This is a genomic window from Pseudoalteromonas sp. SG43-6 (assembly GCF_014164365.1).
GTDB lineage: Bacteria > Pseudomonadota > Gammaproteobacteria > Enterobacterales > Alteromonadaceae > Pseudoalteromonas > Pseudoalteromonas rhizosphaerae.
Genome location: NZ_JACJEZ010000003.1, coordinates 63,986 through 89,595, shown reverse-complemented (window position 1 = coordinate 89,595; position 25,610 = coordinate 63,986). Strand labels below are relative to the sequence as shown.

Sequence of the window (25,610 nt, the reverse complement as noted above, 5' to 3'; positions counted from 1 at the left end):
GCTTTGCCCTGTTCGTTTTTTGAGTGATCTTATGTCTTATACTACTTTTAGCCGAAACCATAATAACCAACTACAAGAACCGATGTTTTTCGGCCAAACCGTTAACGTATCGCGTTATGATCAACAGAAGTACCCTATTTTCGAAAAGCTAATTGAAAAACAACTATCGTTTTTTTGGCGTCCTGAAGAAGTCGATGTAAGTAAAGATCGGTTAGATTTTCAGGCTTTACCTGATCACGAAAAACATATCTTTTTAAGTAACTTAAAATATCAAACATTGCTTGATAGTGTGCAAGGTCGCTCGCCTAATGTTGCGTTACTGCCAATTGTGTCGATCCCAGAACTTGAGACCTGGATTGAAACATGGGCATTTAGTGAAACAATCCATAGCCGTTCATATACACATATTATTCGTAACGTTACCCAAGCCCCTGAGCTTATTTTTGATGATATTGTTAGTAACGAAAAGATCAGTGAACGTGCTGATGCCGTAACTAAATATTACGATGAATTAATTAATAAAGTGGCTGTGTATAACTTATACGGTGAAGGTAAACATGAACTTAATGGCGAAACAGTTCATATCAGTTTATTTGAACTTAAAAAGCTTTTATACCTTGCAATGATGTCAGTGAATATCTTAGAAGCGATCCGTTTTTATGTCAGCTTTGCCTGTTCATTTGCGTTTGCAGAGCGAGAATTAATGGAAGGTAACGCTAAAATTATTAAGCTGATCGCCCGTGATGAAGCGCTTCATCTTTCTGGTACTCAGCATATTTTGAATATTATGCAAGATGGTAAAGACGATCCTGAAATGGCTATCGTAGCAGCCCAGTGTCGTGATGAAGCGATCAAGATGTTTGTTGATGCTGCTGAACAAGAAAAAGAATGGGCTGAATACCTGTTTAAAGATGGTTCAATGATTGGCTTAAACAAAGATATTTTATGCCAATACGTTGAGTACATTACTAATGCTCGTATGACTGCAGTTGGTTTACCAACACAGTTTAAAACCAGCAGTAACCCTATCCCATGGATCAATTCATGGTTAGTGTCAGACAATGTACAAGTTGCTCCACAAGAAGCGGAGATCAGCTCATACCTTGTAGGCCAAATTGACTCTCAAGTTAATGCCTCTGATTTCGGTGACTTCGATCTCTAATGACCAGCAACAAAACTGCAAAGATCCACTTTGCAGATAATAGCCAGTGTGTAGATTTTGACACTGGCTGTCATTCCCTTTTAGACTGCCTAGAACAACAGCAATATGAAATTCCTTTTCAGTGTAGAGAAGGATATTGTGGTGCCTGTAGAGCAACCCTAGTAGCAGGGCAAGTCACCTATAACGAAGAACCACTCGCCTTTGTACGTGATGGAGAAGTACTGCTGTGCTGCTGTAAACCCGATGGCAATATCACTCTCAATTTGAAGTAATTTGTTAATGCCAGTCAAACTGCTTTGTTTCATAGCAATGTATTTTATCACTGATCATTAAACTACTTTCATCTATGGTTACATCCCAATTTAAACTGCGGGTTAAATCCACCTGAATATCATCAATAAACTGCTGGTCAATCTCAATAATATGGCTATTATCAAATAACTTTAACCGTGACTGAGATTGCGTTAACCATTCACTATTGCCCGTTGTTAAAATTAATAATTCATCCACTTGCTTAGCGATCTTAACTAATTCATCAAGGTCAGGTTTATCAACACTTAACCAGGTTTTATAATGTTCATCCAACGCTTGAATTCCTACATCTGGCTGTAGTTTATCAGCAAGTTTATTAAGCACTGCATGGCTGTCATAAGATAAAATACAATAGCCTAACAGCTTTAAAACAAAATGCTCCAGTGTTTCATTTTTAGTCAACGCTGTGGTAAAAATTTCTTTGTGATTACGCTGATGACGCAGATCAGCTATGCTAAATCGTGCTTTAAAAATACGTGTTTTATCAGACATAATATTCACCAGTCTCGCCGTTACTCCTATTGAGTATAGCCCAATCTGATATAAGCACGTTTATTTTAAAAGTTATGGTATAACATTATTGATCAGCACAAATGATGGTGTTATATTATATCACAACATAATAGCAACAACGTAGTAACCATGATCCGACATTCATTAATATCAACTGCAATTATCACTGCTTTAAGCTCTTTTTCTGCTCATGCTGCGCTGGTAACTGGGCAAGTTTTTGACAATAACAAGCAACCACTCAGCTATGCCGATGTGCACGTACACGGTAAAGCACAGTCAATTAAAACTGACGAGAATGGCCGATTTAGTATTAATATTGATGCTAATAGCCAATTACATATTAGTAAAAATAATTTTGTTGATGCTAGAGTTCAAGTAACTGAAACCAGTTCTGCTCTAAATATCACGCTTGTACCTACGTCAGTTGAATCTGTCGTTGTGTATGCCTCTGCCCTGCATAAAAATAGCTTAGAGATGATTTCACCAGTGAGTGTACTCAGTGGTGATGAACTGCGCAATAAAGCAAAACCCACGTTAGGCGAAACGCTCAAAGGCCTTCCAGGTGTTAATGCCAGCTATTTTGGCCCTGTTTCATCTAGCCCTATAATCCGTGGCCTAGATGGCCCTCGCGTTAAAATCACCCAAAATGGCTTAGACAGCAGCGATGCGTCACGTATTGGCCCAGATCACGCAACATCGAATGACAGCCTAGCTGCAGAACAGATTGAAGTTTTGCGTGGCCCAGCTACGCTACTTTATGGCTCAGGCGCGATTGGTGGCGTAGTTAACGTAGTAGATAACCGCATTCCAACTGATAATATCGAGCAGTTAACTGGGGCTGTTGAATACAGCCATGACACGGTTTCAAATGCCAACACCTATGCTGCCAAGCTTGAGACGGGCCATAACAACTTTAACTTCCATTTTGACGGTACCAAACGCACTGGTGATGACTACCAAACTCCGCGTTTTAACTTACCTGAAGAAGAGCACGAAGATCATGAGGGTCATGACGAAGAAGAGCATGAAACAGCCACCTCGGTAAAAAATACCTTTATTGATAGCCAAACCGTTAACTTTGGTACCAGCTATGTAGGTGAGCATTTAACGCTAGGTGTTTCTTATGGCCGTATTGAAACCGACTACGGTATTCCAGCACATAGCCATGAACATGAACATGGCCATGATCACGAACACGAGCATGATGAAGGCGAAGAAGAAGCCGTTTATGCGCGTGTAGAACAAGATCGCTGGCAAGGTTTGATGAGCTATGCATTACACAACAACTGGATTGAAACTATTAATTTACGTCTAGGTTATACTGATTATCGCCATGCTGAAATTGAAGATGGCGCGATCGGTACTATCTTTAGTAATGAAACCACTGAAGCACGTTTAAATATTGAGCATAAGTTAGGTAATTGGCATGGTATGGCTGGTTATCATTTTAGTGACTCTGATTATGATGCCGATGGTGAAGAAGCCTTCACACCCGCTAGCAAAACGACTACTCATGCATTATTTATCCTCGAAGAAAAACAGTTTGGCGACGTGACATTAGAATTAGGTGCGCGTATTGAAGATTATAATATTGATAGTAATGTCGGTGCTGCTGCGCATGACCATGACCATGACCATGACCATGACCATGAAGATGATCATACTGATGAACATGCCAATGAAATAACGCCTTACAGTAAAAGCTTTACTAATCTGAGCGCTTCAGCAGGCGCTATTTGGCAATATACACCCGGACAAAGTATTGCGCTGAGCGTGTCACACTCTGAACGCGCACCGTTATCAGCCGAGCTATTATCAAATGGTGTCCATATTGCAACTGGCACCTATGAGCTTGGTTTAGGCTACGCGATAGAAGACGGTGAAATTCACTTCGAACCTGAAAATATCAAACAAGAAACATCAACCAATATTGATTTTGGCTTTAGACGCTTTAGTGGCGATTTTGGTTATACGGTTAACTTTTTCTATAACGACATTGCCAATTTTTACTATCAGCAGAACACGGGGTTAGTGTTTGATGAAGAGCACGGCCTTGAAGCTGCAGAGCCTGGCCACGATGATGGTATGGCTGTTTATCAATTTGTCAGTAAAGATGCGAAATTATACGGCATTGAATTTGACGCACATTATCAATTAAATTCAAATGCGATGGTAAAAGTATTTGGTGACTCAACCACTGCAAAACTTGCTGATGATGAAGGGTATTTACCGCGTATTCCGGCAAATAAGTTAGGTTCAGAATTACAGTATAATATCAGTGATTGGCAGTTCAGCTTAACTGGCACACACTACTTTGAACAACGTGATATTACGGCTTATGAAACCGCAACTGATAGCTATACACTGTTTGATGCGCAAGCAAATTACCAATTAAGTGTCGGTCCGGTAGATACACAGTTTTATATCAACGTTGATAATATTACGGATGAACTGGGTTTTGTACATAGTTCATTTATTAAAGATGAAGCGCCACTACCCGGGCGTAACTTTAGAATTGGTCTACGTGGTTATTTCTGAACTCAGTAAATAACCATAAAAAAGCCGCGCTAATAGTTATTAGCGCGGCTTTTTATTACTCAATTTCTAATTAAAGAATTTCGTGTAGCTCAACGTCAAATACCAGTGTTGAGAATGGTGCAATTGCAGCACCGGCACCACGTTCTCCATAAGCAAGCTCATGAGGAACATAGATACGCCATTTGGTGCCTTCAGGCATCATTTGTAATGCTTCAGTCCAGCCTTTGATCACGCCACCAACTGGAAACTCAGCAGGTTGACCACGCTCATAAGAGCTGTCAAATACAGTACCGTTGATAAGTGTACCGTGATAATCAACACGCACTGTTGACTCAGCAGTTGGCTTGTTGCCTTCACCTGTTGCTAGTACTTCATATTGAAGACCAGACTCAGTCACTGTGATTTCAGCACGTTTTGCATTTTCTTCTAAGAATGCAATGCCTTCAGCTGCAAGTACTTTCGCCTCTTCTTCACGACGTGCTTGGATTTCAGTGTTGATTTTTTCGAATGCAGCTTGGATCTCAGGGATCTCAACTTGGAAATCGCCGCCCACATACGCATCTTTCATGCCTGCAAATACTGAATTTAAGTTTAAACCTTCGAAAGGGTTAGCTTTAAGTTGCTCACCCATCTGTAGGCCAATACCGTAACTTGCTTTTTCAGCATCTGTAGTAAAATTATCTGACATAATATGTTTCACGTTTTGTTTATACCAAGCTTAATAACGCTGGTATCAGTTAAAAGACGCGCCTATGCTATCATAAAAAAAAGCCCTTTTGGGCTTCTTTAGAGCTAGTTTTTAGTGAGTTTTCGCTTTATTAATCGCACAGCAAAAGTCAAGATTGGCAAGCTGATTAAAATACCAGCAAGTAATGGACGACTCAGTAATGCCTGCGTACCAACTAATAACACCGGCACGACTAATAAACCGATACAACCAATAAATATTGCCGCAATTTCTGGCCAGTATTTATCATATTTAGTAATTAAATGCCCAGCTAATAGATTAAAGCCTAGGCAGTAAAGCATAGCTGTGAGCAATACATGCTCTGGTTGTGCATCCATCGCCATTTTAACGAGTAAGTTAATAGCACTGTGATAACAGTAGCCAAACACCGACCATAACAGTATGTGTTTTAGCACCCGTTGTGTGGTGTTTAATTGATTTTGCTGTGACATCTTAAACTCCAGATAGCAAAAAGCCGCCCATAAGGCGGCTTTTTAAATATGGTGGAGAGATAGGGATTTGAACCCTAGAGGGGCTATAAACCCCTGCCGGTTTTCAAGACCGGTGCATTCGACCACTCTGCCATCTCTCCGTACGGCGCGGATAATAGGGGTTAGCCGCCTTGTTGTAAAGCCCTAAAAGTAAAAAAGTTCAAATTAATCGTTACAATTACTCGAAGCGCTTAAAAATACATCAATAATACTGTTTTGGACGTTTCGCGACCCACGAACACAGTAAGCAGACTAATAAGCTAAAAGTTACAAAACTTAAGCTCTGAAAGATTAAATCAAAGCGGTTTAGATCATCACTTGGTACAAGCACCAATACAAAAGCGGGTAAAATACTCACAAACAACACGTAACAACACACTTTAAACGCTCTACCAAAATCAAATCGTCTTGTGTGTTGCATCCACCACGCTAAGATAACCACAATAGCAGTTGATGAGATCGCGATTAAATGAGGAGTCTGTGTACTAAATGCTGTGTAAAGAGTGATAGCCGCACCAACAAAGCCCCATAAGGACCACGTTAACCATTTTTCTTTTTCACGTAAAAATAAATTTCCCATTATCCTCGTCTTCTTGTTGTTATTCTAATTAAGACACTCCATACATTAACAAACTGCAGAAAAATAACAAACCATTGTATTGAGGGTTATTGCATCCAAGCGCTTCAGACAGCCAAGCTACCTAAAGATAATAACAAAGGTAGCCTTAATGCACTCTGACTGAAATAACACGACAAAGTTCCAATTAATTACGTTTTGGCAACTATAAGTTTGTGAAAAAGTGTTCTGGGCTATGACGAACAGTCTTTTTACAGTCCACTTCTGGAGTGCCTAAATACAGGTAACCGACAATCTCATCTTCATTATCAAGCTTTAACGCCGCTTTTACCGCCTCACTTTGCGCAAAGTAACCAGTACGCCAGACACCACCAAGTCCCTGCGCAAAAGCTGCTTGTTGCATAGCTAACACAGCACAACCAGCACTTTGTACTTGTTCGATACGCGGTACTTTTGGGTGCGCTTGATATTTGGCAATGGCAATGATTATCATCGGTGCACGCAGCGGTAACTCTTTGGCACGATTAATTACTTTTTCATCTTGTTGTTCTGCAACTGCACTTTGATAATAAATTTCGCCGAGTCGTTCTCGCGCATCTTCTGCAACAACAATAAATTGCCAAGGCGCAAGGCAACCATGATCAGGCACACGAAGCGCTGCTTGTTTAATAATATCAAGTTGACTGTTGTTTGGGGCAGGTGCAATCAGTCGAGGATCTGACTGACGAGTCAATAAAAGCTCAATAGCGTCCATAGCGATTCTCTAATTAAAAAAGAAACTAGCATAGCATTGATAGGGATTGCTGAGAAAGTTTGAAAGTTAGAAAGTTTGCGACGGGCGTCGCAAACTGACAGGTAGAGATTTAGATTATTCGAATCTTTTCCGTAACCAGTGATCAAGGCTAACAAAACGCCCACCGCCGGTAAAAAATAAACTCAATAACATCGCAAAATAAATTGCTGAAAACTCAATGCCATTATTCAAAATCGACGGTTTACCCTTTTCATAAAGGTAATCTGGGAAACCATGTTCTTGTACAAGTCCTCGAATTTTCTCAATACGTTCTTTTACTTCACGAGAATTATCTAAACTTTCTTTTGCACCGGGGATCGCCAACCAATCAAGTACTTGTGCAGCACTGGTATCTGGATCTGTCGGCGCAATCGCAAACCAGCCATTGTGCCAATGTACAGAGGTTGCGGCAACGACCATAGTAAACATCAGCGGTATGCTAACCAGACGGGTTAATAAACCAACTAAGAGCAGCCAGCCACCGAGAAATTCACTCCAGCCAGCTAAAAAAGCCAGTAAATCAGGAAAAGGTAAGCCTAAGCCCCAGTCTGGGTTACCAAACCAAGCAACAACATCTGGAGAAGCTAAAAAGAATTCAAAAAACCCATTACCATTACCACTGATATTTAGCTTGTTATAACCTGCGATGATCATAACTGGCGCCAGTATCAGTCTAAATAGTAAAGCAGGGATACCATCAAAAATGGCTATTTTTTGGAGGGAAGTTTTATATAGTGTGATCAATGTATTCATCGTAGCAGTCTAGTCTTTTGTAATGTATTAAACAAAGACCGCTACGATTAAAAGTTTATTTCAGTTAAATTTTACGCGCGACCTGAAGCGCTTCATAAATAGCTCGTTTTGCATCAATTGCTGATGCTAATTTGGCCCCGCCAATTACATGTACTTTAGGATTATCGATTAACCCCGACATTAATTCGTTATTAGAGACTTGCCCGATACAAGCGATCACTGTATCAACAGGTAGCACCTGCTCCTCTCCTGCCACAGTAATTTTTAGACCTTGCTTATCAAAATGATGATACTGACAATCAGCGATCTGTTTTACACCATGTTGCTTTGCAACTTGACGATGTATCCAGCCCGTTGTTTTACCAAGCTCACTGCCAAAACGCCCGGCGCTGCGTTTTAGCATAAACAATTGACGATTATCTTTATCTGGACTTGGCTGACATTCAATTCCCCACTGCGATTTAAAATCAGCAATACTTTGATCTTTATGTTCACTTAAAAAAGCAACCATATCAAAGCCAATGCCGCCGGCACCTAAAATTGCAATAGATTGCCCTAATTCAACTTCGCCTCGAATAACTTCATCGTATGAAAAAACACGTTTATTATCCGCGCAGGTAAAGTTTGCCTCACGCGGGCGCACACCCGTTGCAAACACCACGTCATCGTATTGCTCAAGCATTTTATCGGTAAAAGGAGTATTGAGTGTTACCGTGACCTTCAGACGTTCAAGTTCATTAATAAAATAACGCAAGGTATGATTGAAATCTTCTTTACCAGGAATTCGCATCGCTAAATTAAATTGGCCGCCCATATCTGTATTTTTATCAATCAGCGTTACCGTATGGCCTTTTTGCGCTAAGTAACAACTGGCAGATAAGCCCGCAGGCCCAGCACCTACAACCAACACATTTTTAGCCTTGTTGGTCAGCTCAAGAGGATAATCTAGCTCAAACCCCGCTTGAGGATTCACTAAGCATGTTGCTCGTTTACCTTTAAATACATGATCTAAACAGCCCTGATTACAGCCGATACAAATATTAATGTGTTTACTTTGTTGTGCTTGGTATTTATTAAAAAATTCTGGATCGGCTAATAGTGGTCGTGCCATCGAAATCAGATCGGCATCCCCTGCAGTTAAAATTTCATTGGCAATCTCGGGGGTATTAATACGATTTACAGCAATGACAGGAACCGATACCACTTCTTTTAAACGTTTTGAAGCTTCTTTAAATGCACCTGCTGGCACCATACTCGCAATAGTAGGTACTCGTGCTTCATGCCAGCCTATGCCAGTATTTAAAATATCAACTCCAGCCTGCTCTAATGCTTTGGCCTGGATCGTAACCTCTTCAGGTGTTGACCCATTCGGAATTAAATCCATCACCGATAATCGAAAGATAATTAAAAATTCTTTATTTACTTTGGCACGTACAGCTTTGACTATCTCTAACGCTAAACGCATACGGTTTTCTAAACTTCCACCGTATTCATCTGAGCGTTTATTGGTATGCGGTGCCATAAACTCATTAATCAAATAACCTTCTGAGCCCATCACTTCAACGCCATCGTAGCCTGCCTTTTGTGCTAAATAGGCGGAATGAGCAAAGTCTTTGATGGTTTTTTTTATTGCACTGAGCGACATTGCTTTGGGTTGATATGGGTTAATAGGTGCTTTAATTGCACTTGGTGCTTGATTAAATGGATGATACGCATAACGTCCAGCATGTAATAATTGTAAGCAAATCTTACCGCCGTGTTGATGGACAACATCAGTGTATGCACGGTGCTTAAACACATCATAATAGCTATTAAAAGACGATGAGATTGGGGTTAATTTGCCACGCAAATTAGGACTGTAGCCCCCCGTAATGAGCATCGCAGTACCACCTTTAGCGCGCGCTTCATAAAAAGCACGCAGTCGTTTTCGGTTATGCCATCCCTCTTCAAGCCCCGTGTGCATTGAGCCCATTACCAAACGGTTACGTAGCTGTGTGTGTTTCAATTGTAATTGTTGTTCTAACATCCTCTGCCCCAATGAACTGGTCTAACCTCTATACATTAGCCAATTTTGCTCGATTGGCAAGCAATAAGCAACAAAAGCGATAAATTAGTTAATATGTTCACATTCTCACGGTTAAAACCTCGCTCATAAATACTTAGTTACGATTTAACAGTTAAATTAATTTTTATTCTGGGCTAAGATGGTGACAGATATAAGTTGTACCAGACTAAGGATTTATTTTGATTGCAAAGCTATTTAAAGGACTGTGGGCAGGAATTAACTTTTCTCGTCGTTTAGTCCTCAATTTTTTATTTGTGTTACTCGTTATTCTTTTCATTGTTTCAATCGCAAGCGATGACAATGAAATCAATGTTGCTAACACATCGGTGCTCAGGCTAAACCTCAATGGTCCAATCGTAGAAGAAAAAGTTTACGTTGATCCAATTGAAGCTGCCATCAATGATGCAACACAGGGCAACGACGAGCCGGCTGAAATTTTACTTGATGATATTATCGAAGTAATTGATCAAGCCACTGAAGATAAACGCATTAGTGTGATTTTGCTGGATTTACAAAAAATGCCTAACGCGCATTTAAATAAATTAAAACAAATCACTCAAGCGTTAGAGCGGTTTAAAGCGAGCGGCAAAAAAGTAATTGCCTCTGGTTATTATTACTCACAAGCACAATATTACATTGCTGCGCACGCTGATGAAATATCGATGCACCCTTATGGCGGTGTAGAGATCCAAGGCTTTGGCATGTACCCATTGTATTTTAAAGATGCGCTTGAAAAACTCGGTATCACTCAGCATATTTTCCGTGTTGGTACATTTAAATCGGCTGTTGAACCGTTTATTCGTAACGATATGTCAGATGCAGCAAAAGAAGCTAATAATGTATGGCTAGGTGCATTGTGGAAAGAATACAAACAAGACGTTGCCGCTGTGCGCCCATTTGATGAAGCAAACTTTGATGAAACAATGGACGTTTTTCTGGCTAAAATGCAAGCAGTTAATGGCGATTCAGGTAAATATGCCCTTGAACATCAATGGGTTGATTCTTTAAAAACCAATCAACAAATGCGTCAACAATTAATTGCCTTAGTAGGCACTGAAGAAACGGGCAAAACCTTCAACCAAGTATCATTTAAAGAATATCTCTCATTGGTTAAACCGCCGATTGAGTTTGATAACCCAATGACAGAAAAAGTCGCCGTTGTGGTTGCACGCGGTACTATCTCTGACGGCGAACGTAAAGCCGGTGAAATTGGTGGTGACTCTACAGCGGCTTTACTACGTAAAGCACGCTTAGATGATAAAGTAAAAGCGGTTGTACTGCGTATTGATTCTGGCGGTGGCAGTATGTTTGCCTCTGAAGTTATTCGTGCTGAAGTGCTTGCTCTTAAAGCAGCTGGTAAACCAGTGGTTGCTTCAATGAGCTCAGTAGCAGCTTCTGGCGGCTACTGGATTGCCTCTGCTGCCAACGAAATTTGGGCAGCGCCGAGCACAATTACCGGCTCAATTGGTGTATTTGGTAACTTTATGACCTTTGAAAACACCATGGCTAAATTAGGTGTTTATTCAGATGGCGTTGCCACAACTGAAATGGCTGGTCTATCAATCGCTCGCCCGCTTAATGAAAAAATGGCACAGGTTATTCAACTAAGTGTAGAAGATGCTTATCAACGCTTCTTAGAGGTTGTTGGTGAAGCACGAAATATGACCCCTGAGCAAGTTGACTCTATTGCACAAGGCCGTGTTTGGATTGCAAGTCAAGCGCAAGAGCTTGGCTTAGTTGACAAATTAGGCAATAAGCAAGACGCTATCAAAGCGGCAGCTGAACTGGCTAAGCTTGATTTTTATGAAGTTAAAACCATTAAGCAGAGTCTATCGGCGGAAGAGAAATTAATGCAGGATATTTTTGGAAATGCATCGATTAGATCGCTAATTGGCTCACAAAGTACGCTACAAAACGCACTCTCAAACCAAGCATCTATCAATGGTTTAGTTAAGCAATTAACAACTGAGGTTGAAGGTCTAAAAGATTACAACGATCCGCAAGGCATTTATGCCCGCTGCTTAGTGTGTAATATTTCGCAATAAATAGTGTATAGGCTGTAATCGCAGCAACTAACCGTTATACTAAGCCCAGTTTTTTTACTGGGCTTTTTTTATGAAACGTAAACGTATTTATATCGCATATACTGGCGGTACAATTGGGATGAAAAAATCGAGTCGAGGCTATATTCCCGCTGAAGGTTTTTTAACACAAACCGTAGAAAACAATGCCGAATTTAATCGTGATGAAATGCCCTTATTCGATATTCACGAGTATTGCCCGCTGATTGACTCATCAGACATGTCCCCTGCTCATTGGCAACTAATCGCAGATGATATTAAAAGTAAATACCAAGATTATGATGGCTTTGTCGTGCTTCATGGCACAGATACCATGGCGTATACCGCATCTGCTTTGTCCTTTATGTTTGAAAACTTAACAAAGCCAGTGATAGTGACAGGCTCGCAAATTCCACTGTCGCAATTGCGCTCTGATGGCCAAGTAAATTTACTTAATGCGATGTATTTAGCGGCTAATTATCCGATTGCTGAGGTTAGTTTATTTTTTAATAATCAATTATTTCGCGGTAATCGTGCGACTAAAGCGCATGCCGATGGCTTTGATGCCTTTGCATCCCCTAACCTAGATCCATTAGCACTATCAGGTATTAATATTCAATTATTAAAAGGCCAGTTAAGCCCGTATGTTGAAAATGAGCTACAAGTCACCAACATCACGCCGCAACCTATTGGTGTTTTATACTTGTATCCAGGGATCAGTCATGCTGTAGTTAAAAGTCTGGTAAACGACAATATCAAAGCCCTCGTATTATTGAGCTTTGGTGTGGGCAATGCGCCACAAGATCCAGACTTTTTAGAGATCCTCTCCAGCGCAAGTAAGCGCGGAATGGTTATCGTCAATTTAACCCAGTGCTTAAAAGGGCATGTAAATATGGGCGGCTATGCAACTGGTAACGCATTACTTAACATTGGTGTGATCAGCGGTTACGATATGACCTTAGAGGCATGCTTAACTAAATTACATTACTTATTTAGCCAAAAGCTTGAAATTGAAACTATTCGCCATTTAATGCAAGACAACTTACGTGGTGAGTTAAGTAGATAAGCTGAGCGCTTTATAATAAAAACTATTTTTTAAATTAAAAAGGCACGCTAATTAGCGTGCCTTTCATTTAAACCTATTGGTCTAATTAACGTACTTTCGCGTCAATCTCTACTAAATCAGTTAAATGACATACCTCACCACTATGAGTTTTAATGCCATGCTCACCAAAATAATCTCGCTGTGCTTGTACGAGATGACCATTGCTTGGTGTCGTCAACGTCGCAAAATACGTTTGCGTTGAGCTAAGTACCGGAAATGCTAATCCAGTCATCATTGCTTGACCTGCTATCTTACGCAGCGCTAATGACTCTTTTTCTAAAGTGTCGATAAACTCAACACCTTCAGCGATGTTATCTAAGTAATCAGCACGGATAATACAACCAGCACGCCACGTTTGCAGTGTTTTAGATAAATCGACTTTCCATTGATGTGCACGTGATGCACCTTTGATCAGCGCAAGGCCTTGACGATAAGCCAGTAAACTTGCAAACAAGAAGGCATCTTTAAGTTCATCTAAATCTAATTCAACCTGTGAAGTTGATTTAGCTGCATACGTCATTTCTTTCGCTGCATGTGTGTCACCAGTATTGGTTAAGTGACGCGCTTGCACAGCTGCAACCAATGAAGGAACGGCGATACCCAGTTCTAATGCATTTTGTGCCGTCCACAAACCAGTGCCTTTCGCGCCAACTTTATTATCAATCAAATCAACTAACGCTTCACCCGCATCGGTTTCTAACGATAAAATATGACTTGAGATAGATAATAAATAGCTATTGAGTGTGCCTTCAGACCATTGATTAAAAATCTCTGCAACTTCATGTGGAGTGCGGTTAGTGCCTAAGCGTAATAATTGATACATTTCTGCGATTAGTTGCATTAATGCATATTCAATTCCGTTGTGCACCATTTTTACAAAGTGACCACTGGCTGATTGACCAACACGGGCAAAACACGATTCACCTTTGTAGCTTGCTGCTACTTTTTCAAACCATGGCTCAACGCGTTCCCAGCCGCCTTCTGAACCACTTGCCATCATCGCAGGACCATGACGCGCGCCTTCGGCACCGCCAGAAATACCCATCGTGGCAAATTCAAATTTATTTTGATATTTAAGTTTACGAGTAATACCGTCTTTATAATTACTATTGCCACAATCGACGATAATATCGTCACAATCAACGCCTGCATCAACTAAATCGCTGCAAACTTTATCGACTAACTCACCCGCTGGCACTAATAACAAAATTGAGCGAGGCGGCGTTAACCGTTTTACCATATCACCTAAATCAGACACAATGTGCAGACGATCTGCCATGCCTTGTAATTTAGCACAGCTTAATAGCTCTTCGCCCGCGTCTGGGTTTTTATCATAAGCTACTAGCGTCATCCCTTGTTCAATCAAGTTGAGAGCAAGATTTTTACCCATAACGCCTAACCCTACTAATGCAACTTGCATTTAGTGTCCTCCTCGGTAACAACTATTGGTTAGTAAATGAAATAATACCGCGCGCATTATATACCCAAGCCACTTAAAATTGCGAGCCTAGACAACAGATACAACGCTTTGCGCAAGACAAACACGCAAGATACAGTGATTATATCAAACAACCGTTGCCTCGGGGCGATAAATTTTCCTGATATGGATTTCTGAGTCGAGCATTGACGAGACCTGACACCGGTGTCATAATGTGGTCATAATTTTTTTGTATAAAATAATGACAGCTTTACACGTTACCTTGATGTCAACGCGCTATTTGCTGTCAGTAAAAACTGTATTATGCGTGTCAGTTAAACTAACACCTATAAATAACGAAAAACCGTCAACCTGCTTACAACATCGTAAGCCTACAGGAGAATTTGATGCTTAGACGCACAAAAATAGTCGCGACCCTTGGACCTGCAACCGATCGAGATAACAACTTAGAAAAAATAATCCGTGCTGGTGCAAACGTAGTGCGTTTGAATTTCTCACACGGCATTGCACAAGATCACAAAGACCGAGCCCAAGCTGTGCGTGACATTGCCAAAAAACTAGGCAAGCACATTGCTATTTTAGCCGATCTACAAGGCCCAAAAATTCGTGTATCGACATTTAAAGATGGCAAAGTAACGCTATCTGTTGGTGCAAAATTTATTCTTGATGCAAAAATGGAAAAAGGCCTAGGCGATATCAACGCCGTTGGTATTGATTATAAAGAATTACCACAAGATGTTGCCCCTGGTGACTTACTACTTTTAAACGATGGTTTAATTCAATTAACAGTAGTAAATGTTGAAGGTCATTTAGTGCATACCACAGTAACTGTTGGTGGTGTGTTATCTAACAATAAAGGCATCAACCGCTTAGGTGGTGGTTTAACTGCTCCAGCCTTCACTGATAAAGATAAAGAAGATTTATTAACTGCAGCAGAAATTGATGTTGATTATATCGCAGTATCGTTCCCACGCAGTGGCGATGATATGCGTTATGTGCGTTCACTAGCTGAAGCTGCAGGCTCTAAAGCACAGCTTTTAGCTAAAATTGAGCGTGCTGAAGCCGTTGAAACGGTAGAAGCAGTTGATGATATTATCCTTGCTTCAGATGCAGTGATGGTTGCTCGTGGTGACTTAGGTGTTGAAATTGGTGATGCTGCCTTAATGGGTAAACAAAAACTCATTATCCGTCGTGCTCGCTCACTTAACCGTACCGTGATCACAGCAACACAAATGATGGAATCAATGATCGATAACCCAATGCCAACCCGTGCAGAAGTTATGGATGTTGCCAACGCAGTCCTTGATGGCACTGATGCGGTAATGCTTTCAGCTGAAACAGCGGCAGGCGATTACCCAGAAGAAACCGTGGCAACCATGGCGCGCGTTTGTTTAGGGGCAGAATCACAAAAAGAAACTCACGTTTCTAAGCATCGCTTAGATAGTCGTTTCTCTTCTAATGCAGAATCAATTGCATTGTCAGCTATGTATGCGGCAAACCATTTAGATTCAGTAAAAGCGATTATTACTTTAACTGAATCAGGTAGCACAGCAAAATTGATGTCACGTATCAGCTCTGGCTTACCTATTTATTCATTGTCTCGTCATGCCAGTACGCTTGGTCAAACAGCATTATATCGTGGTGTTTACCCGGTATTCTTTGACTCAACACAATGTGAAAAAGATAACATGGTAAAAGATGCCCTTAACACACTTGTGAATGCGGGCTCATTACAATCTGGCGATACTGTGATCATTACTCATGGTGATGCTATGGAAACGATTGGTGCAACCAACACTATGAAAATTGTTACTGTTGCTTAATTAACGCAGTTATAAAAAAACGCGAGCCAAGGCTCGCGTTTTTTATTTAAAACACATGGTTTAATTTACTTCGTTATATAACAGCTATTGAGCTCGTTTCTAAGTTAACTTGCTAACGCAGCTTTTACTTTATCGCGATAACTACGACTTACTTTTAATTCTTGGCCGTTATCAAGCACTAATAAATACTCACCACTTACCTGAGTTACAAGCTTGCTAATTTGTTTAGTATTTACTATCGCACTGCGGTGTACACGTACAAATAGCTGAGGATCAAGTTCCTGTTCTAGTTCTTTCATAGTTTTTCGTAAAATATGCGTTTGACCATCTTGGCAATGTAAACACATATAGTCACCAGCGGCATCAACCCATTGAATTGTCGCTACAGGTACACGGATTATTTCACCCTGCTCTTTCACCGCTAAAGATTCTGGGTAACGGCGATCTGTTAATGTATCGCCAGTTGCCAGTTTTTTCAAAATCTCTTCACAATTATTACCAGTAATTCCAGCTACAAAACTCGCCAATTTCTTTTTATGGGCGTTGTCTTGTTGCGTCTTCAAGTAGGTATGCACTTTTTCTACCGCCTGTTTTAGTCTGTTGTCGTCGACTGGTTTAAGGATATAATCTAAAGCATGGATCTCAAATGCTTTGACTGCGAACTGATCAAATGCGGTTACGAATACAATAGCTGGTAACGCTCTGACACTTTCACTGAGTGCTCTGGCAACCTCAAATCCATTCATTCCAGGCATTTGAATATCTAAAAAAACTAAATCTATTTTCCCTGCTTGGCATGCATCGATTGCCTCTTGGCCAGAGCTACATAATTTAATGACTTCGATATCATCAAACTCCTCTAGCCTTACAGCTAAGCCTCTACGGGCTAATGGTTCATCATCGACAATCAGGGTCTTAATCTTGCTCATTTCTTCACAGCCTTCTCAAACGGAACGCGCAGATTCACTTTCAATCCACTTGGCGTATTATGTGATAACACAAACGAATAGTTATTTTCATACAAAGTTTTCAGGCGGTCTTTCGTATTTGCCACCCCTACCCCTTGTGAATTAACTAATTGGCCATTAAGTAATTCAGTACCAGGGCCATTATCGCCTACTTCCAGTAATAGTTCATTAGCAAAAACTTGTGCTTTAATATCAATCACCCCACCTTCGATCAGATGAGCTATCGCATATTTAATCGCATTTTCGATGATCGGTTGCAATATTAAACTCGGCACTAATGCATTTTTTGCTTCATCACTGATTTGCACATTCACTTGCAACCGTTCATCAAAGCGTACTCGCTCTATTTCAAGATAAAGCATCAGTGCATGCAACTCTTGTTCAAGTGGGACTTTCTTTATCGGATCGGTATTGAGTGTATAACGTAAAAAGTCGCTCAATTTCGACACCATTAAATTAGCATCTTTATTCTCTTTTACCAAAATCAATGTAGATATAGCATTAAGAGTATTAAACAAAAAATGAGGATTTAATTGATAACGTAGCATCTTCAGTTGTGCTTCATGCGCCATCGTAGTAGCTTTTAGAGCTTTTTGGCGCTCACTTTGCAGTAGTTGATAATATTTAATGCCAAAGTACAAACCACTCCAACAAAGAATAATATAAACCGAATCTAAGCCTTGTTGTAGATAGTAAAACCACTCTGTAGGACGATAGCCATGGCGATAAATTTCCCATAAATTGAACTTTTGTATTACCGCCCATAAAGTCCCTGTAATGTACGAAGCGCCAAACACTACTAACATTAAAACCCAAGGAGATGCATTCCAGGCTTTGCGATACATATAACGCAATGGCACAGTCATTAAACAGCCGGCGTAAGCATTGAGTACGATCACAAATACATAAATATCGCGCATCTCAAAGACTTTAGAGCCAATGTAGTTAACAAGTGCATAACCGACCCAACCCGCAATCTGTAATACCCAGAAAAAGCGTTGACGGTTATCAACTAAGGATTGCCAATTCAAAATAGTTAATTACCTCATTTATTTGTAATTATTATATAGCGTTAGCGCGGTTGGGATCACTACCGACTATCTCGCTTTTCACGAGCCTTACCGCAAATAACTGTTGGTGAAAACTTTATTTTAGCCACAAAAAAAGGAGCCATAGGCTCCTTTTTAATACTTATTTTAAAAGCTTAAGCTGCCGCTAGGCCTTCTTTAGCTTTTGCAACAAGCGCTGCGAATGCAACTTGGTCATAAACAGCGATATCTGCAAGGATCTTACGATCGATTTCTACAGATGTCTTTTTAAGACCATTGATAAAACGGCTGTAAGACAGACCATTTTGACGTGAAGCAGCATTGATACGTGCAATCCATAATTGACGGAAAGTACGTTTCTTCGCACGACGGTCACGGTAAGCGTATTGACCCGCTTTAGTAACAGCCTGGAAAGCTACGCGGTAAACACGTGAACGTGCTCCGTAGTAACCTTTTGCTTGTTTTAAAACTTTTTTGTGACGTGCACGTGCGACAACGCCGCGTTTAACTCTTGCCATTTCTAAAAACCCCTATTAAGCGAATGGTAACATACGTGAAACTAGACCATGGTCGTTCTTATGAACCATCATCTTAGGACGTAGGTGTAACTTACGCTTAGAAGTTTTCTTAGTCAGAATGTGACGAAGATGCGCTTGTTTACGCTTGAAACCGCCAGAAGCAGTCTTTTTGAAACGCTTAGCCGCGCCTCTGTGACTTTTTAGCTTATAAGCCATTGCAATAACTCCAAATGTATTGCTTTAAAATTAGTAAGCAGGCGTGAGATATATTGCTATAGCTCCACTTTTAGGCCTAACTTACTGCCATATTCCGGTGAAAACCCAACATAAATGCTGCAGTTTTACTTTATTACCGGTTAGCACAGGTGAATATTTGCATATTACTTGGTGACCTGAGCTAAATTCGCTGCGTATCTTAGCTTGTTTATTGCTTTTTAGCAACAGGCGCCATCATCATAACCATTTGGCGACCTTCAACACGATTAGGGAAAGACTCAACAACTGCAAGCTCTTCCAAATCGCCTTTGATACGGTTTAATAATTCTATACCAATTTCTTGGTGGGCCATTTCACGACCACGGAAGCGGATGGTAATCTTAGCTTTATCGCCACCTTCTAAGAACTTACGTAAGTTGCGAAGCTTAACCTGATAATCACCTTCATCCGTGCCAGGACGGAATTTGATTTCTTTTATCTGGATTTGCTTTTGCTTCTTCTTCTGCTCTTTTAGTTCTTTGCTTTTTTCAAAGATGAACTTACCGTAGTCCATGATTCTACAAACAGGCGGCTCAGCATTTGGGCTAATCTCTACTAGATCAACACCAGCGGCATCAGCCATAGTTTGCGCGTCTTTTAATGACTGAATTCCAGCTTGCTCGCCTTCAATGTCAATTAAGCGAACTTCTTGAGCTGTAATTTCTTCGTTAATACGATTTTTTTGGGCTGTTTGTTGCCCTTTCTTGCCGCCTCTAATAGTACGTTCCTCCAAGAATATCAAATAATAAGCGTGTAGTTAGCAATTAAATGTATGCCCTACACGCAGAGTTTTTATAGTCGATTTTTAATTTCTTCGCTAATTTTAGCGACAAATTCATCAACATTAAATTTGCCCAAGTCTTCACCTGTGCGGGTACGTACTGCTACTTCTTGTTGTTCAACTTCTTTATCACCAACAACAAGTAAATAGGGGATACGTTTTAATGTATGTTCACGGATTTTAAAGCCAATCTTCTCATTTCTCAAGTCAGCAGCGGCTCTAATTCCAAGTTTATTTAATTTTTGTACAATTTCCTGCACATAAGCAGCTTGTTTATCAGTGATATTCATAATCACTACTTGCTTTGGTGCAAGCCAAGTCGGGAATAAACCCGCGTACTCTTCTGTAAGAATACCGATAAAGCGCTCGATAGAGCCCAATATTGCACGGTGGATCATAACAGGTGTACGACGTTCGTTGTTTTCAGCAACATAAGTTGCCCCTAAACGCCCTGGTAATGCAAAATCTAGTTGCACTGTACCACACTGCCACGCTCTGTCTAAGCAATCGTACAAAGTAAATTCAATTTTTGGACCGTAGAAAGCACCTTCACCCGGTAAATAATCAAATTCGATGTTATTTGCTTTCAGTGCATCAGCTAATGCAAGCTCTGCTTTGTCCCACATATGATCTTCGCCAATACGCTGTTCAGGGCGTGTTGACAGCTTCACCACAATTTTTTCAAAGCCGAATGTTTCGTACGTATCGTAAACCATTTGGATACACGCTGATACTTCGTCCATGATTTGCTCTTCAGTACAGAAGATATGGGCATCATCCTGAGTAAAGCCACGTACGCGCATTAGACCATGAAGTGCGCCTGACGGCTCGTTACGATGACAACAACCAAATTCAGCCATACGCAGTGGAAGATCACGGTACGATTTTAAACCTTGATTAAAGATCTGTACGTGACCTGGGCAGTTCATTGGTTTGATTGCGTATTCACGCTTTTCAGATTCAGTGGTAAACATTGCTTCTGAATACTTTTCCCAGTGACCTGATTTTTCCCACAAAGAACGATCCATCATCATTGGACCTTTTACTTCTTCGTACTGGTACTCGCGTAACTTTTCACGCACAAACTCTTCAAGTTCACGGTAAATGCTCCACCCATCGTTGTGCCAAAACACCATGCCTGGCGCTTCTTCTTGCCAATGCCATAAATCAAGTGCTTTACCAATACGACGGTGATCACGTTTTTCGGCTTCTTCTAAACGTTGTAAGTAGGCTTTAAGTTGCTTTTTATCGCCCCATGCAGTGCCATAAATACGCTGCAACATTTTATTATCTGAATCGCCACGCCAGTAAGCACCGGCTACTTTCATTATTTTGAAATGTTGGCAAAAACGCATGTTCGGTACATGTGGACCACGACACATATCGATGTATTCTTCGTGGTGATATAATCCTGGACGGTCATCTTTAGCAATGTTTTCGTCAAGGATTTGAATTTTGTACATTTCGCCGCGCGCTGCAAATGCATCACGGGCTTCTTGCCAGCTTACGGTTTTCTTAACCACGTCGTAGTTTGTTTTAGCAAGTTGCAACATGCGCTTTTCAATAGCTTCTAAGTCATCTTGACTTAATGAATGTTCCATATCGATATCATAGTAAAAACCATTATCAATCGTTGGACCAATTGCCATTTTTGCATCAGGAAACAGTTGCTTAACTGCATGACCAATCAAGTGAGCACATGAGTGACGAATTATTTCTAAGCCGTCATCATCTTTTGCGGTGATGATTTCAAGGCGAGAATCGTCAGAAATTAAATCACAGGCATCAACACGAGTGCCATTAACACGACCAGCGATAGTGGCTTTTGCTAAGCCTGGGCCGATATCATTGGCTACATCAAGTGTACTTACAGGGTTTTCAAAACTACGCTGACTGCCGTCAGGAAGAGTAATAACTGGCATTATAAGTCCTTACTACAGTGGTGACGCCTACAATGCATCACATGTATTTATTAAATTAAAATGAATAACTCGACAACGCTTTTACGAATAAGCATTGTTAATTTTAACCGTATTTGGTTAATGTATTTGTTGAGTCTTAGCAAACACAAGCAGTTATTGTCGCGTTTGGAGCCACTAAATACAAGTATTTAGCCAGACAAATTGACAAATAACCCTCGCATTTCATACTTAATTTAATTTCAGCTGTTGGATAACCTAATGACGACGTCTAATCGTATCCGTTTTGCCACTTTAAATTTACTTAATTTTACGGCGCCACCTTATTCTTTTTATCAATTACATGAACGTTACAACGCAACGCAATGGCGGCAAAAACAGCAATTTATCACTGACTTTCTACAGCAAAGTCAAGCAACGGTTGTTGCTTTCCAAGAGGTGTTTAGCCCCAAAGAATTGGCTATTTTGTGTAAAGAGCAAGGCTATGACTATTTTGCTACTGTTGCCAGTCCACGCAGTGATCATCTCTATCCACAGGTGTTATTTAACCCTGTGGTGGCGATTGCCGCGAAAATCCCTTTTCAAGCGTGTCACGAACTCACCCCTTGCCCAGAACTACTTGAGTACTTAAATAATCAAAATGAATTTAAATTTAATCGCACACCTATTAAATGCAGTTTTGATGTACCTGAATTTGGTGATTTAACCTGCTATGTGGTGCACTTTAAATCACAACGGGTGCATTCAATGGCGCATATTTTAAACATTCATAATCAAGACGATCCCTTATTAAATCTATTACAACAAACCGTTGGCATGATGCAATCGCAAATATCACGCTCACTGGAAGCTTCGATTGTTTATTATGATGCGCTAAAAACCCAGCGTGAAAAAAACTGTGCAACATTAGTAATGGGGGATTTTAACGACAATATTGACAGCCCTGCGCTGTCATTCATGACCCAAGGATTTCACCCTACTCGTTGCGAGCCCTGTTTAGAGCTTGAACAACCCATTGTAGGATTAACTGATTCGTTTGCATTAAGCAGTGAATCAGCAAATGGTAAAGTAAAACCAGCAACACATTACTATCAAGGTCGTGGCAATGTGCTTGATTATATTTTGACCTCAGGACACTTTAATACTGATTGTGCATTATCGCGGATAAAATCGTTGCACTATCTAAGCTTTGATAAACACTTAAATCCAAACCAAATTGATGAAGATATCTGCGTAAGCGACCACAGCGGCATTGGGATTGAAATCGGTTTTTAAAATGCACTGTTTTTAAGGCGTTTAATTGATATAATGCTGCCCAAATTAGTTATTTAGAGAATGACAATGAGAACATGCGGTGTAGAAATTACCGGTAGTGACGTACTACTGTGTATTTTAACAAAAGATAACGATGTATTTGATATACGAGATATTCGCCAAACTCGCTTTACCTTAGGTAATGGTAATGACACTGAAGTAATGCGTAAATTCCAATTTGATTTTGCGAAACTTATGCAGGACTATCAAATTGACTCAGTTGCTATTCGTCAACGTGCGCCTAAAGGTAAATTTGCCGGTAGTGCGAACGGTTTCAAAATGGAAACTGCAATTCAATTGATCCCTGAGCTGAGTGTTTATTTATTCAGCACAACCGAGATCAAAGAGCAATTAAAACGTAATCCTATTCCTATTGATTTCGCTGAAACGGGGCTTAAAAAGTACCAAGAAAATGCGTTTGTAAATGCATATGTACATTTAATGAAAAAAACCTACCGCAGCGAAGAACTTTAATTTTCAATTAAAGTTCAATTTATAATCAGATACTACGCTAGTGTGTACTGCAATGTTTTTGTTGTAGCTACAGCTAGCGTTTTTTATTGCCTAATATTTATCATTTTTATTACTACATTGGTCGTATAGCGCTTTCATTTGTCGACAATCTGTGTTTTTCTAACTAAGTAGACTCTCACAACATTGACACGGAGACCGTACATGCAAATAAGTAACAATAATACAACTGCAACCGATGCGAATAAAACAGTCAAAGATGCAGCAGGCTTAGAGCATAGCTACTATAAAGGAGCACAAAGCCCAGCATTGATCAATAAAACCATAGGTGATTACTTCGACTCCATTGTCGACAATAACCCAGACCACCCTGCAATAGTACTGCATCATCAAAACATTCGTTTAAGCTATAAAGAATATCAGCAGCAGATCAACCAGCTGGCAATGGGGTTACTGGCTTTAGGTGTAAAACCAGGTGATCGTGTTGGTATCTGGTCACCAAACAACCTTGAGTGGTGCTTAACCCAATTTGCGACCGCCAAAATTGGCGCAATCATGGTCTGTATTAACCCAGCGTATCGTCCAAACGAACTACAATTTGCACTAAATTCAGTCGAGTGTTCAACTCTTATAACCGCTTCAAGTTTCAAAGCCAGTAATTACCTAGGCATGCTTAATGAATTACTGCCCGAACTTGCCGCTGCAAAAGCTGGGCAACTGCAGGCAAAAAACCTCCCCTATTTAAAAAATATTATTCGCATTGGTGATGAGCCTGCCGCAGGCATGTTTAGTTTTAGTCAAGTTATGACAATGCCAACGGCCGCCCACCGCGTTGAGCTCAACGCCATTGGTGCAACTTTGCAACCAGATCAAGATATCAACATTCAGTTTACCTCCGGCACAACAGGCAATCCTAAAGGCGCTACGCTCTCCCATAAAAACATTTTAAATAATGGTTTTCTTATGGCTAATGCAATGCGCTTAACTGCAGATGATAAGCTGTGTATTCCAGTGCCGTTATATCACTGTTTTGGAATGGTATTAGGTAATTTAGTATGTATAAGTAAAGGAGCTACGGCAGTATTTCCGGGAGATTCTTTTGATCCAACAATCACGCTTGAGGTGGTTGAAAAAGAACGCTGTACTGCACTGCATGGCGTACCGACTATGTTTATTGCTGAACTGGAACTAAAAGATTTTGCTCGTTTTGACTTATCCAGTTTACGTACGGGTATCATGGCAGGCTCGACGTGTCCTGAGCAAGTAATGCGTAAAGTACAATCGCTGATGCATATGAATGAAGTTGTTATCGGTTACGGTCAAACGGAATGTAGTCCCATTAATAATGCCACGGAGATTGACTCATCCATTGAAAAACAAGTTACTACCGTCGGCCGCGCGCTGGCGCATACAGAAGTAAAAATTATTGACGAAGTGGGTAATATACAAAAAATAGGGCTTGCTGGCGAAGTATGCAGCCGTGGTGCGGGTATTATGCGTTGCTATTGGAATGATGAAGAAAAAACCGCCGCAACTATCGATAAAGAAGGCTGGCTACACTCTGGTGATTTAGGTGTAATGGATGCGGAAGGTTTTGTTGCAATAGTGGGCAGAATTAAAGATATGATCATTCGTGGTGGCGAAAATATCTACCCGCGCGAAATTGAAGAAGTACTTTACACTTACCCTGGCGTGCAAGATGCTGCTATTTTTGGCATCAGTGACGACAAGTACGGCGAAGAAGTATGTGCTTGGGTGCAGCCTAAAGATGATGCCGTGTTAACAGAGCAAGAAATTCGCAGCTTCTTAAAAGATAAATTAGCTTATTTTAAAATACCAAAACACATTCAATTTGTTGAAAGTTACCCTATGACGGTTACCGGAAAACTGCAAAAATTTAAAATGCGCGAACAAATGCAAGCACAATTAAAAGACAACGCGTTTTCATAATTAGCCAAAGCTCACGTTAGTTAATAAC

At 40.5% G+C, this 25,610-nt stretch carries 23 protein-coding genes and 1 tRNA gene; 9 read left to right on the top strand and 15 right to left on the bottom strand.

What is annotated here, in order from left to right; translation table 11 throughout:
- Positions 1 to 31 precede the first annotated feature (31 nt).
- Both nrdB and yfaE read left to right on the top strand, forming a co-directional pair.
- Positions 32 to 1,162, top strand: coding sequence for a class Ia ribonucleoside-diphosphate reductase subunit beta (gene nrdB, locus H5201_RS01900; RefSeq protein ID WP_145233209.1), 1,131 nt, complete (start codon positions 32 to 34; stop codon positions 1,160 to 1,162).
- A complete protein-coding gene (gene yfaE, locus H5201_RS01895) occupies positions 1,162 to 1,434 on the top strand; it encodes a class I ribonucleotide reductase maintenance protein YfaE (RefSeq protein WP_145233207.1) in 273 nt (90 codons plus the stop codon). Before nrdB ends, yfaE begins: the two co-directional genes overlap by 1 nt.
- Before the next feature lie 4 nt (positions 1,435 to 1,438).
- On the opposite strand, the gene H5201_RS01890 is transcribed toward yfaE, so the two are convergent.
- Complete coding sequence (locus H5201_RS01890) at positions 1,439 to 1,966, bottom strand: YaeQ family protein (RefSeq protein WP_182717449.1); 528 nt, start codon at positions 1,964 to 1,966, stop codon at positions 1,439 to 1,441.
- A 150-nt stretch (positions 1,967 to 2,116) separates the two neighbouring features.
- Here H5201_RS01890 and H5201_RS01885 point away from each other — a divergent pair, with 150 nt between their 5' ends.
- Positions 2,117 to 4,525 carry a TonB-dependent receptor domain-containing protein gene (locus H5201_RS01885; RefSeq protein WP_182783591.1) on the top strand — a complete coding sequence of 803 codons (2,409 nt, stop codon included), beginning with the start codon at positions 2,117 to 2,119 and terminating at the stop codon, positions 4,523 to 4,525.
- A 70-nt stretch (positions 4,526 to 4,595) separates the two neighbouring features.
- Here H5201_RS01885 and H5201_RS01880 read toward each other — a convergent pair whose 3' ends face one another.
- The 7 genes from H5201_RS01880 to H5201_RS01850 all read right to left on the bottom strand — a co-directional run bounded on the left by H5201_RS01880 (position 4,596) and on the right by H5201_RS01850 (position 9,892).
- Positions 4,596 to 5,213 (bottom strand): FKBP-type peptidyl-prolyl cis-trans isomerase, encoded by a 618-nt coding sequence (locus H5201_RS01880; protein ID WP_182717447.1) that lies wholly within the window; start codon positions 5,211 to 5,213, stop codon positions 4,596 to 4,598.
- 104 nt (positions 5,214 to 5,317) lie between these two features.
- Entirely contained in the window at positions 5,318 to 5,704 is a 387-nt protein-coding gene (locus H5201_RS01875) for a hypothetical protein (protein ID WP_182717446.1), read from the bottom strand.
- A gap of 49 nt (positions 5,705 to 5,753) precedes the next feature.
- Positions 5,754 to 5,844 (bottom strand) — tRNA-Ser (locus tag H5201_RS01870).
- Positions 5,845 to 5,945: 101 nt separating this feature from the next.
- Positions 5,946 to 6,323, bottom strand: a complete 378-nt coding sequence (locus tag H5201_RS01865; protein ID WP_182717445.1) for a hypothetical protein — start codon at positions 6,321 to 6,323, stop codon at positions 5,946 to 5,948.
- 202 nt (positions 6,324 to 6,525) lie between these two features.
- The gene (locus H5201_RS01860) at positions 6,526 to 7,074 is read right to left on the bottom strand and encodes an NAD(P)H nitroreductase (RefSeq protein ID WP_182739601.1); all 549 of its coding nucleotides are present in this window, start codon (positions 7,072 to 7,074) and stop codon (positions 6,526 to 6,528) included.
- Between the two features lie 114 nt (positions 7,075 to 7,188).
- Complete coding sequence (locus H5201_RS01855; RefSeq protein WP_149982495.1) at positions 7,189 to 7,866, bottom strand: DoxX family protein; 678 nt, start codon at positions 7,864 to 7,866, stop codon at positions 7,189 to 7,191.
- A 64-nt stretch (positions 7,867 to 7,930) separates the two neighbouring features.
- Positions 7,931 to 9,892, bottom strand: coding sequence for an FAD-dependent oxidoreductase (locus H5201_RS01850; RefSeq protein WP_182717443.1), 1,962 nt, complete (start codon positions 9,890 to 9,892; stop codon positions 7,931 to 7,933).
- Positions 9,893 to 10,110: 218 nt separating this feature from the next.
- Between H5201_RS01850 and sppA the strand changes: the two genes are divergently transcribed.
- Both sppA and ansA read left to right on the top strand, forming a co-directional pair.
- Positions 10,111 to 11,976: a signal peptide peptidase SppA gene (gene sppA / locus H5201_RS01845; RefSeq protein ID WP_182739602.1), complete on the top strand. Its 1,866-nt coding sequence runs from the start codon at positions 10,111 to 10,113 to the stop codon at positions 11,974 to 11,976.
- A gap of 70 nt (positions 11,977 to 12,046) precedes the next feature.
- Positions 12,047 to 13,057: an asparaginase gene (gene ansA, locus H5201_RS01840; protein ID WP_149982498.1), complete on the top strand. Its 1,011-nt coding sequence runs from the start codon at positions 12,047 to 12,049 to the stop codon at positions 13,055 to 13,057.
- Between the two features lie 85 nt (positions 13,058 to 13,142).
- Here ansA and gndA read toward each other — a convergent pair whose 3' ends face one another.
- Positions 13,143 to 14,516 (bottom strand): NADP-dependent phosphogluconate dehydrogenase, encoded by a 1,374-nt coding sequence (gndA, locus tag H5201_RS01835; RefSeq protein WP_182717440.1) that lies wholly within the window; start codon positions 14,514 to 14,516, stop codon positions 13,143 to 13,145.
- A gap of 404 nt (positions 14,517 to 14,920) precedes the next feature.
- Here gndA and pyk point away from each other — a divergent pair, with 404 nt between their 5' ends.
- Positions 14,921 to 16,357 (top strand): pyruvate kinase, encoded by a 1,437-nt coding sequence (gene pyk / locus H5201_RS01830; protein ID WP_149982500.1) that lies wholly within the window; start codon positions 14,921 to 14,923, stop codon positions 16,355 to 16,357.
- A 104-nt stretch (positions 16,358 to 16,461) separates the two neighbouring features.
- Here the strand turns inward: pyk and H5201_RS01825 are convergent, their stop codons facing one another.
- The 6 genes from H5201_RS01825 to thrS all read right to left on the bottom strand — a co-directional run bounded on the left by H5201_RS01825 (position 16,462) and on the right by thrS (position 21,850).
- The gene (locus H5201_RS01825) at positions 16,462 to 17,286 is read right to left on the bottom strand and encodes a LytTR family DNA-binding domain-containing protein (RefSeq protein ID WP_149982501.1); all 825 of its coding nucleotides are present in this window, start codon (positions 17,284 to 17,286) and stop codon (positions 16,462 to 16,464) included.
- Complete coding sequence (locus H5201_RS01820) at positions 17,283 to 18,356, bottom strand: sensor histidine kinase (RefSeq protein ID WP_149982502.1); 1,074 nt, start codon at positions 18,354 to 18,356, stop codon at positions 17,283 to 17,285. Before H5201_RS01820 ends, H5201_RS01825 begins: the two co-directional genes overlap by 4 nt.
- Positions 18,357 to 18,529: 173 nt before the next feature.
- Positions 18,530 to 18,892 (bottom strand): 50S ribosomal protein L20, encoded by a 363-nt coding sequence (gene rplT / locus H5201_RS01815; RefSeq protein ID WP_008110477.1) that lies wholly within the window; start codon positions 18,890 to 18,892, stop codon positions 18,530 to 18,532.
- A 15-nt stretch (positions 18,893 to 18,907) separates the two neighbouring features.
- The gene (gene rpmI / locus H5201_RS01810) at positions 18,908 to 19,108 is read right to left on the bottom strand and encodes a 50S ribosomal protein L35 (protein WP_004587840.1); all 201 of its coding nucleotides are present in this window, start codon (positions 19,106 to 19,108) and stop codon (positions 18,908 to 18,910) included.
- Positions 19,109 to 19,316: 208 nt separating this feature from the next.
- Complete coding sequence (infC, locus tag H5201_RS01805) at positions 19,317 to 19,880, bottom strand: translation initiation factor IF-3 (RefSeq protein WP_145233176.1); 564 nt, start codon at positions 19,878 to 19,880, stop codon at positions 19,317 to 19,319.
- Positions 19,881 to 19,939: 59 nt separating this feature from the next.
- A complete protein-coding gene (gene thrS, locus H5201_RS01800) occupies positions 19,940 to 21,850 on the bottom strand; it encodes a threonine--tRNA ligase (protein ID WP_145233174.1) in 1,911 nt (636 codons plus the stop codon).
- A 258-nt stretch (positions 21,851 to 22,108) separates the two neighbouring features.
- Between thrS and H5201_RS01795 the strand changes: the two genes are divergently transcribed.
- The 3 genes from H5201_RS01795 to H5201_RS01785 all read left to right on the top strand — a co-directional run bounded on the left by H5201_RS01795 (position 22,109) and on the right by H5201_RS01785 (position 25,582).
- Positions 22,109 to 23,122 (top strand): endonuclease/exonuclease/phosphatase family protein, encoded by a 1,014-nt coding sequence (locus tag H5201_RS01795; protein ID WP_182717438.1) that lies wholly within the window; start codon positions 22,109 to 22,111, stop codon positions 23,120 to 23,122.
- Positions 23,123 to 23,188: 66 nt separating this feature from the next.
- Positions 23,189 to 23,635, top strand: coding sequence for a DUF3010 family protein (locus H5201_RS01790; protein ID WP_145233170.1), 447 nt, complete (start codon positions 23,189 to 23,191; stop codon positions 23,633 to 23,635).
- A gap of 201 nt (positions 23,636 to 23,836) precedes the next feature.
- Positions 23,837 to 25,582, top strand: a complete 1,746-nt coding sequence (locus H5201_RS01785) for an AMP-binding protein (protein WP_182717437.1) — start codon at positions 23,837 to 23,839, stop codon at positions 25,580 to 25,582.
- Positions 25,583 to 25,610: the final 28 nt, after the last annotated feature.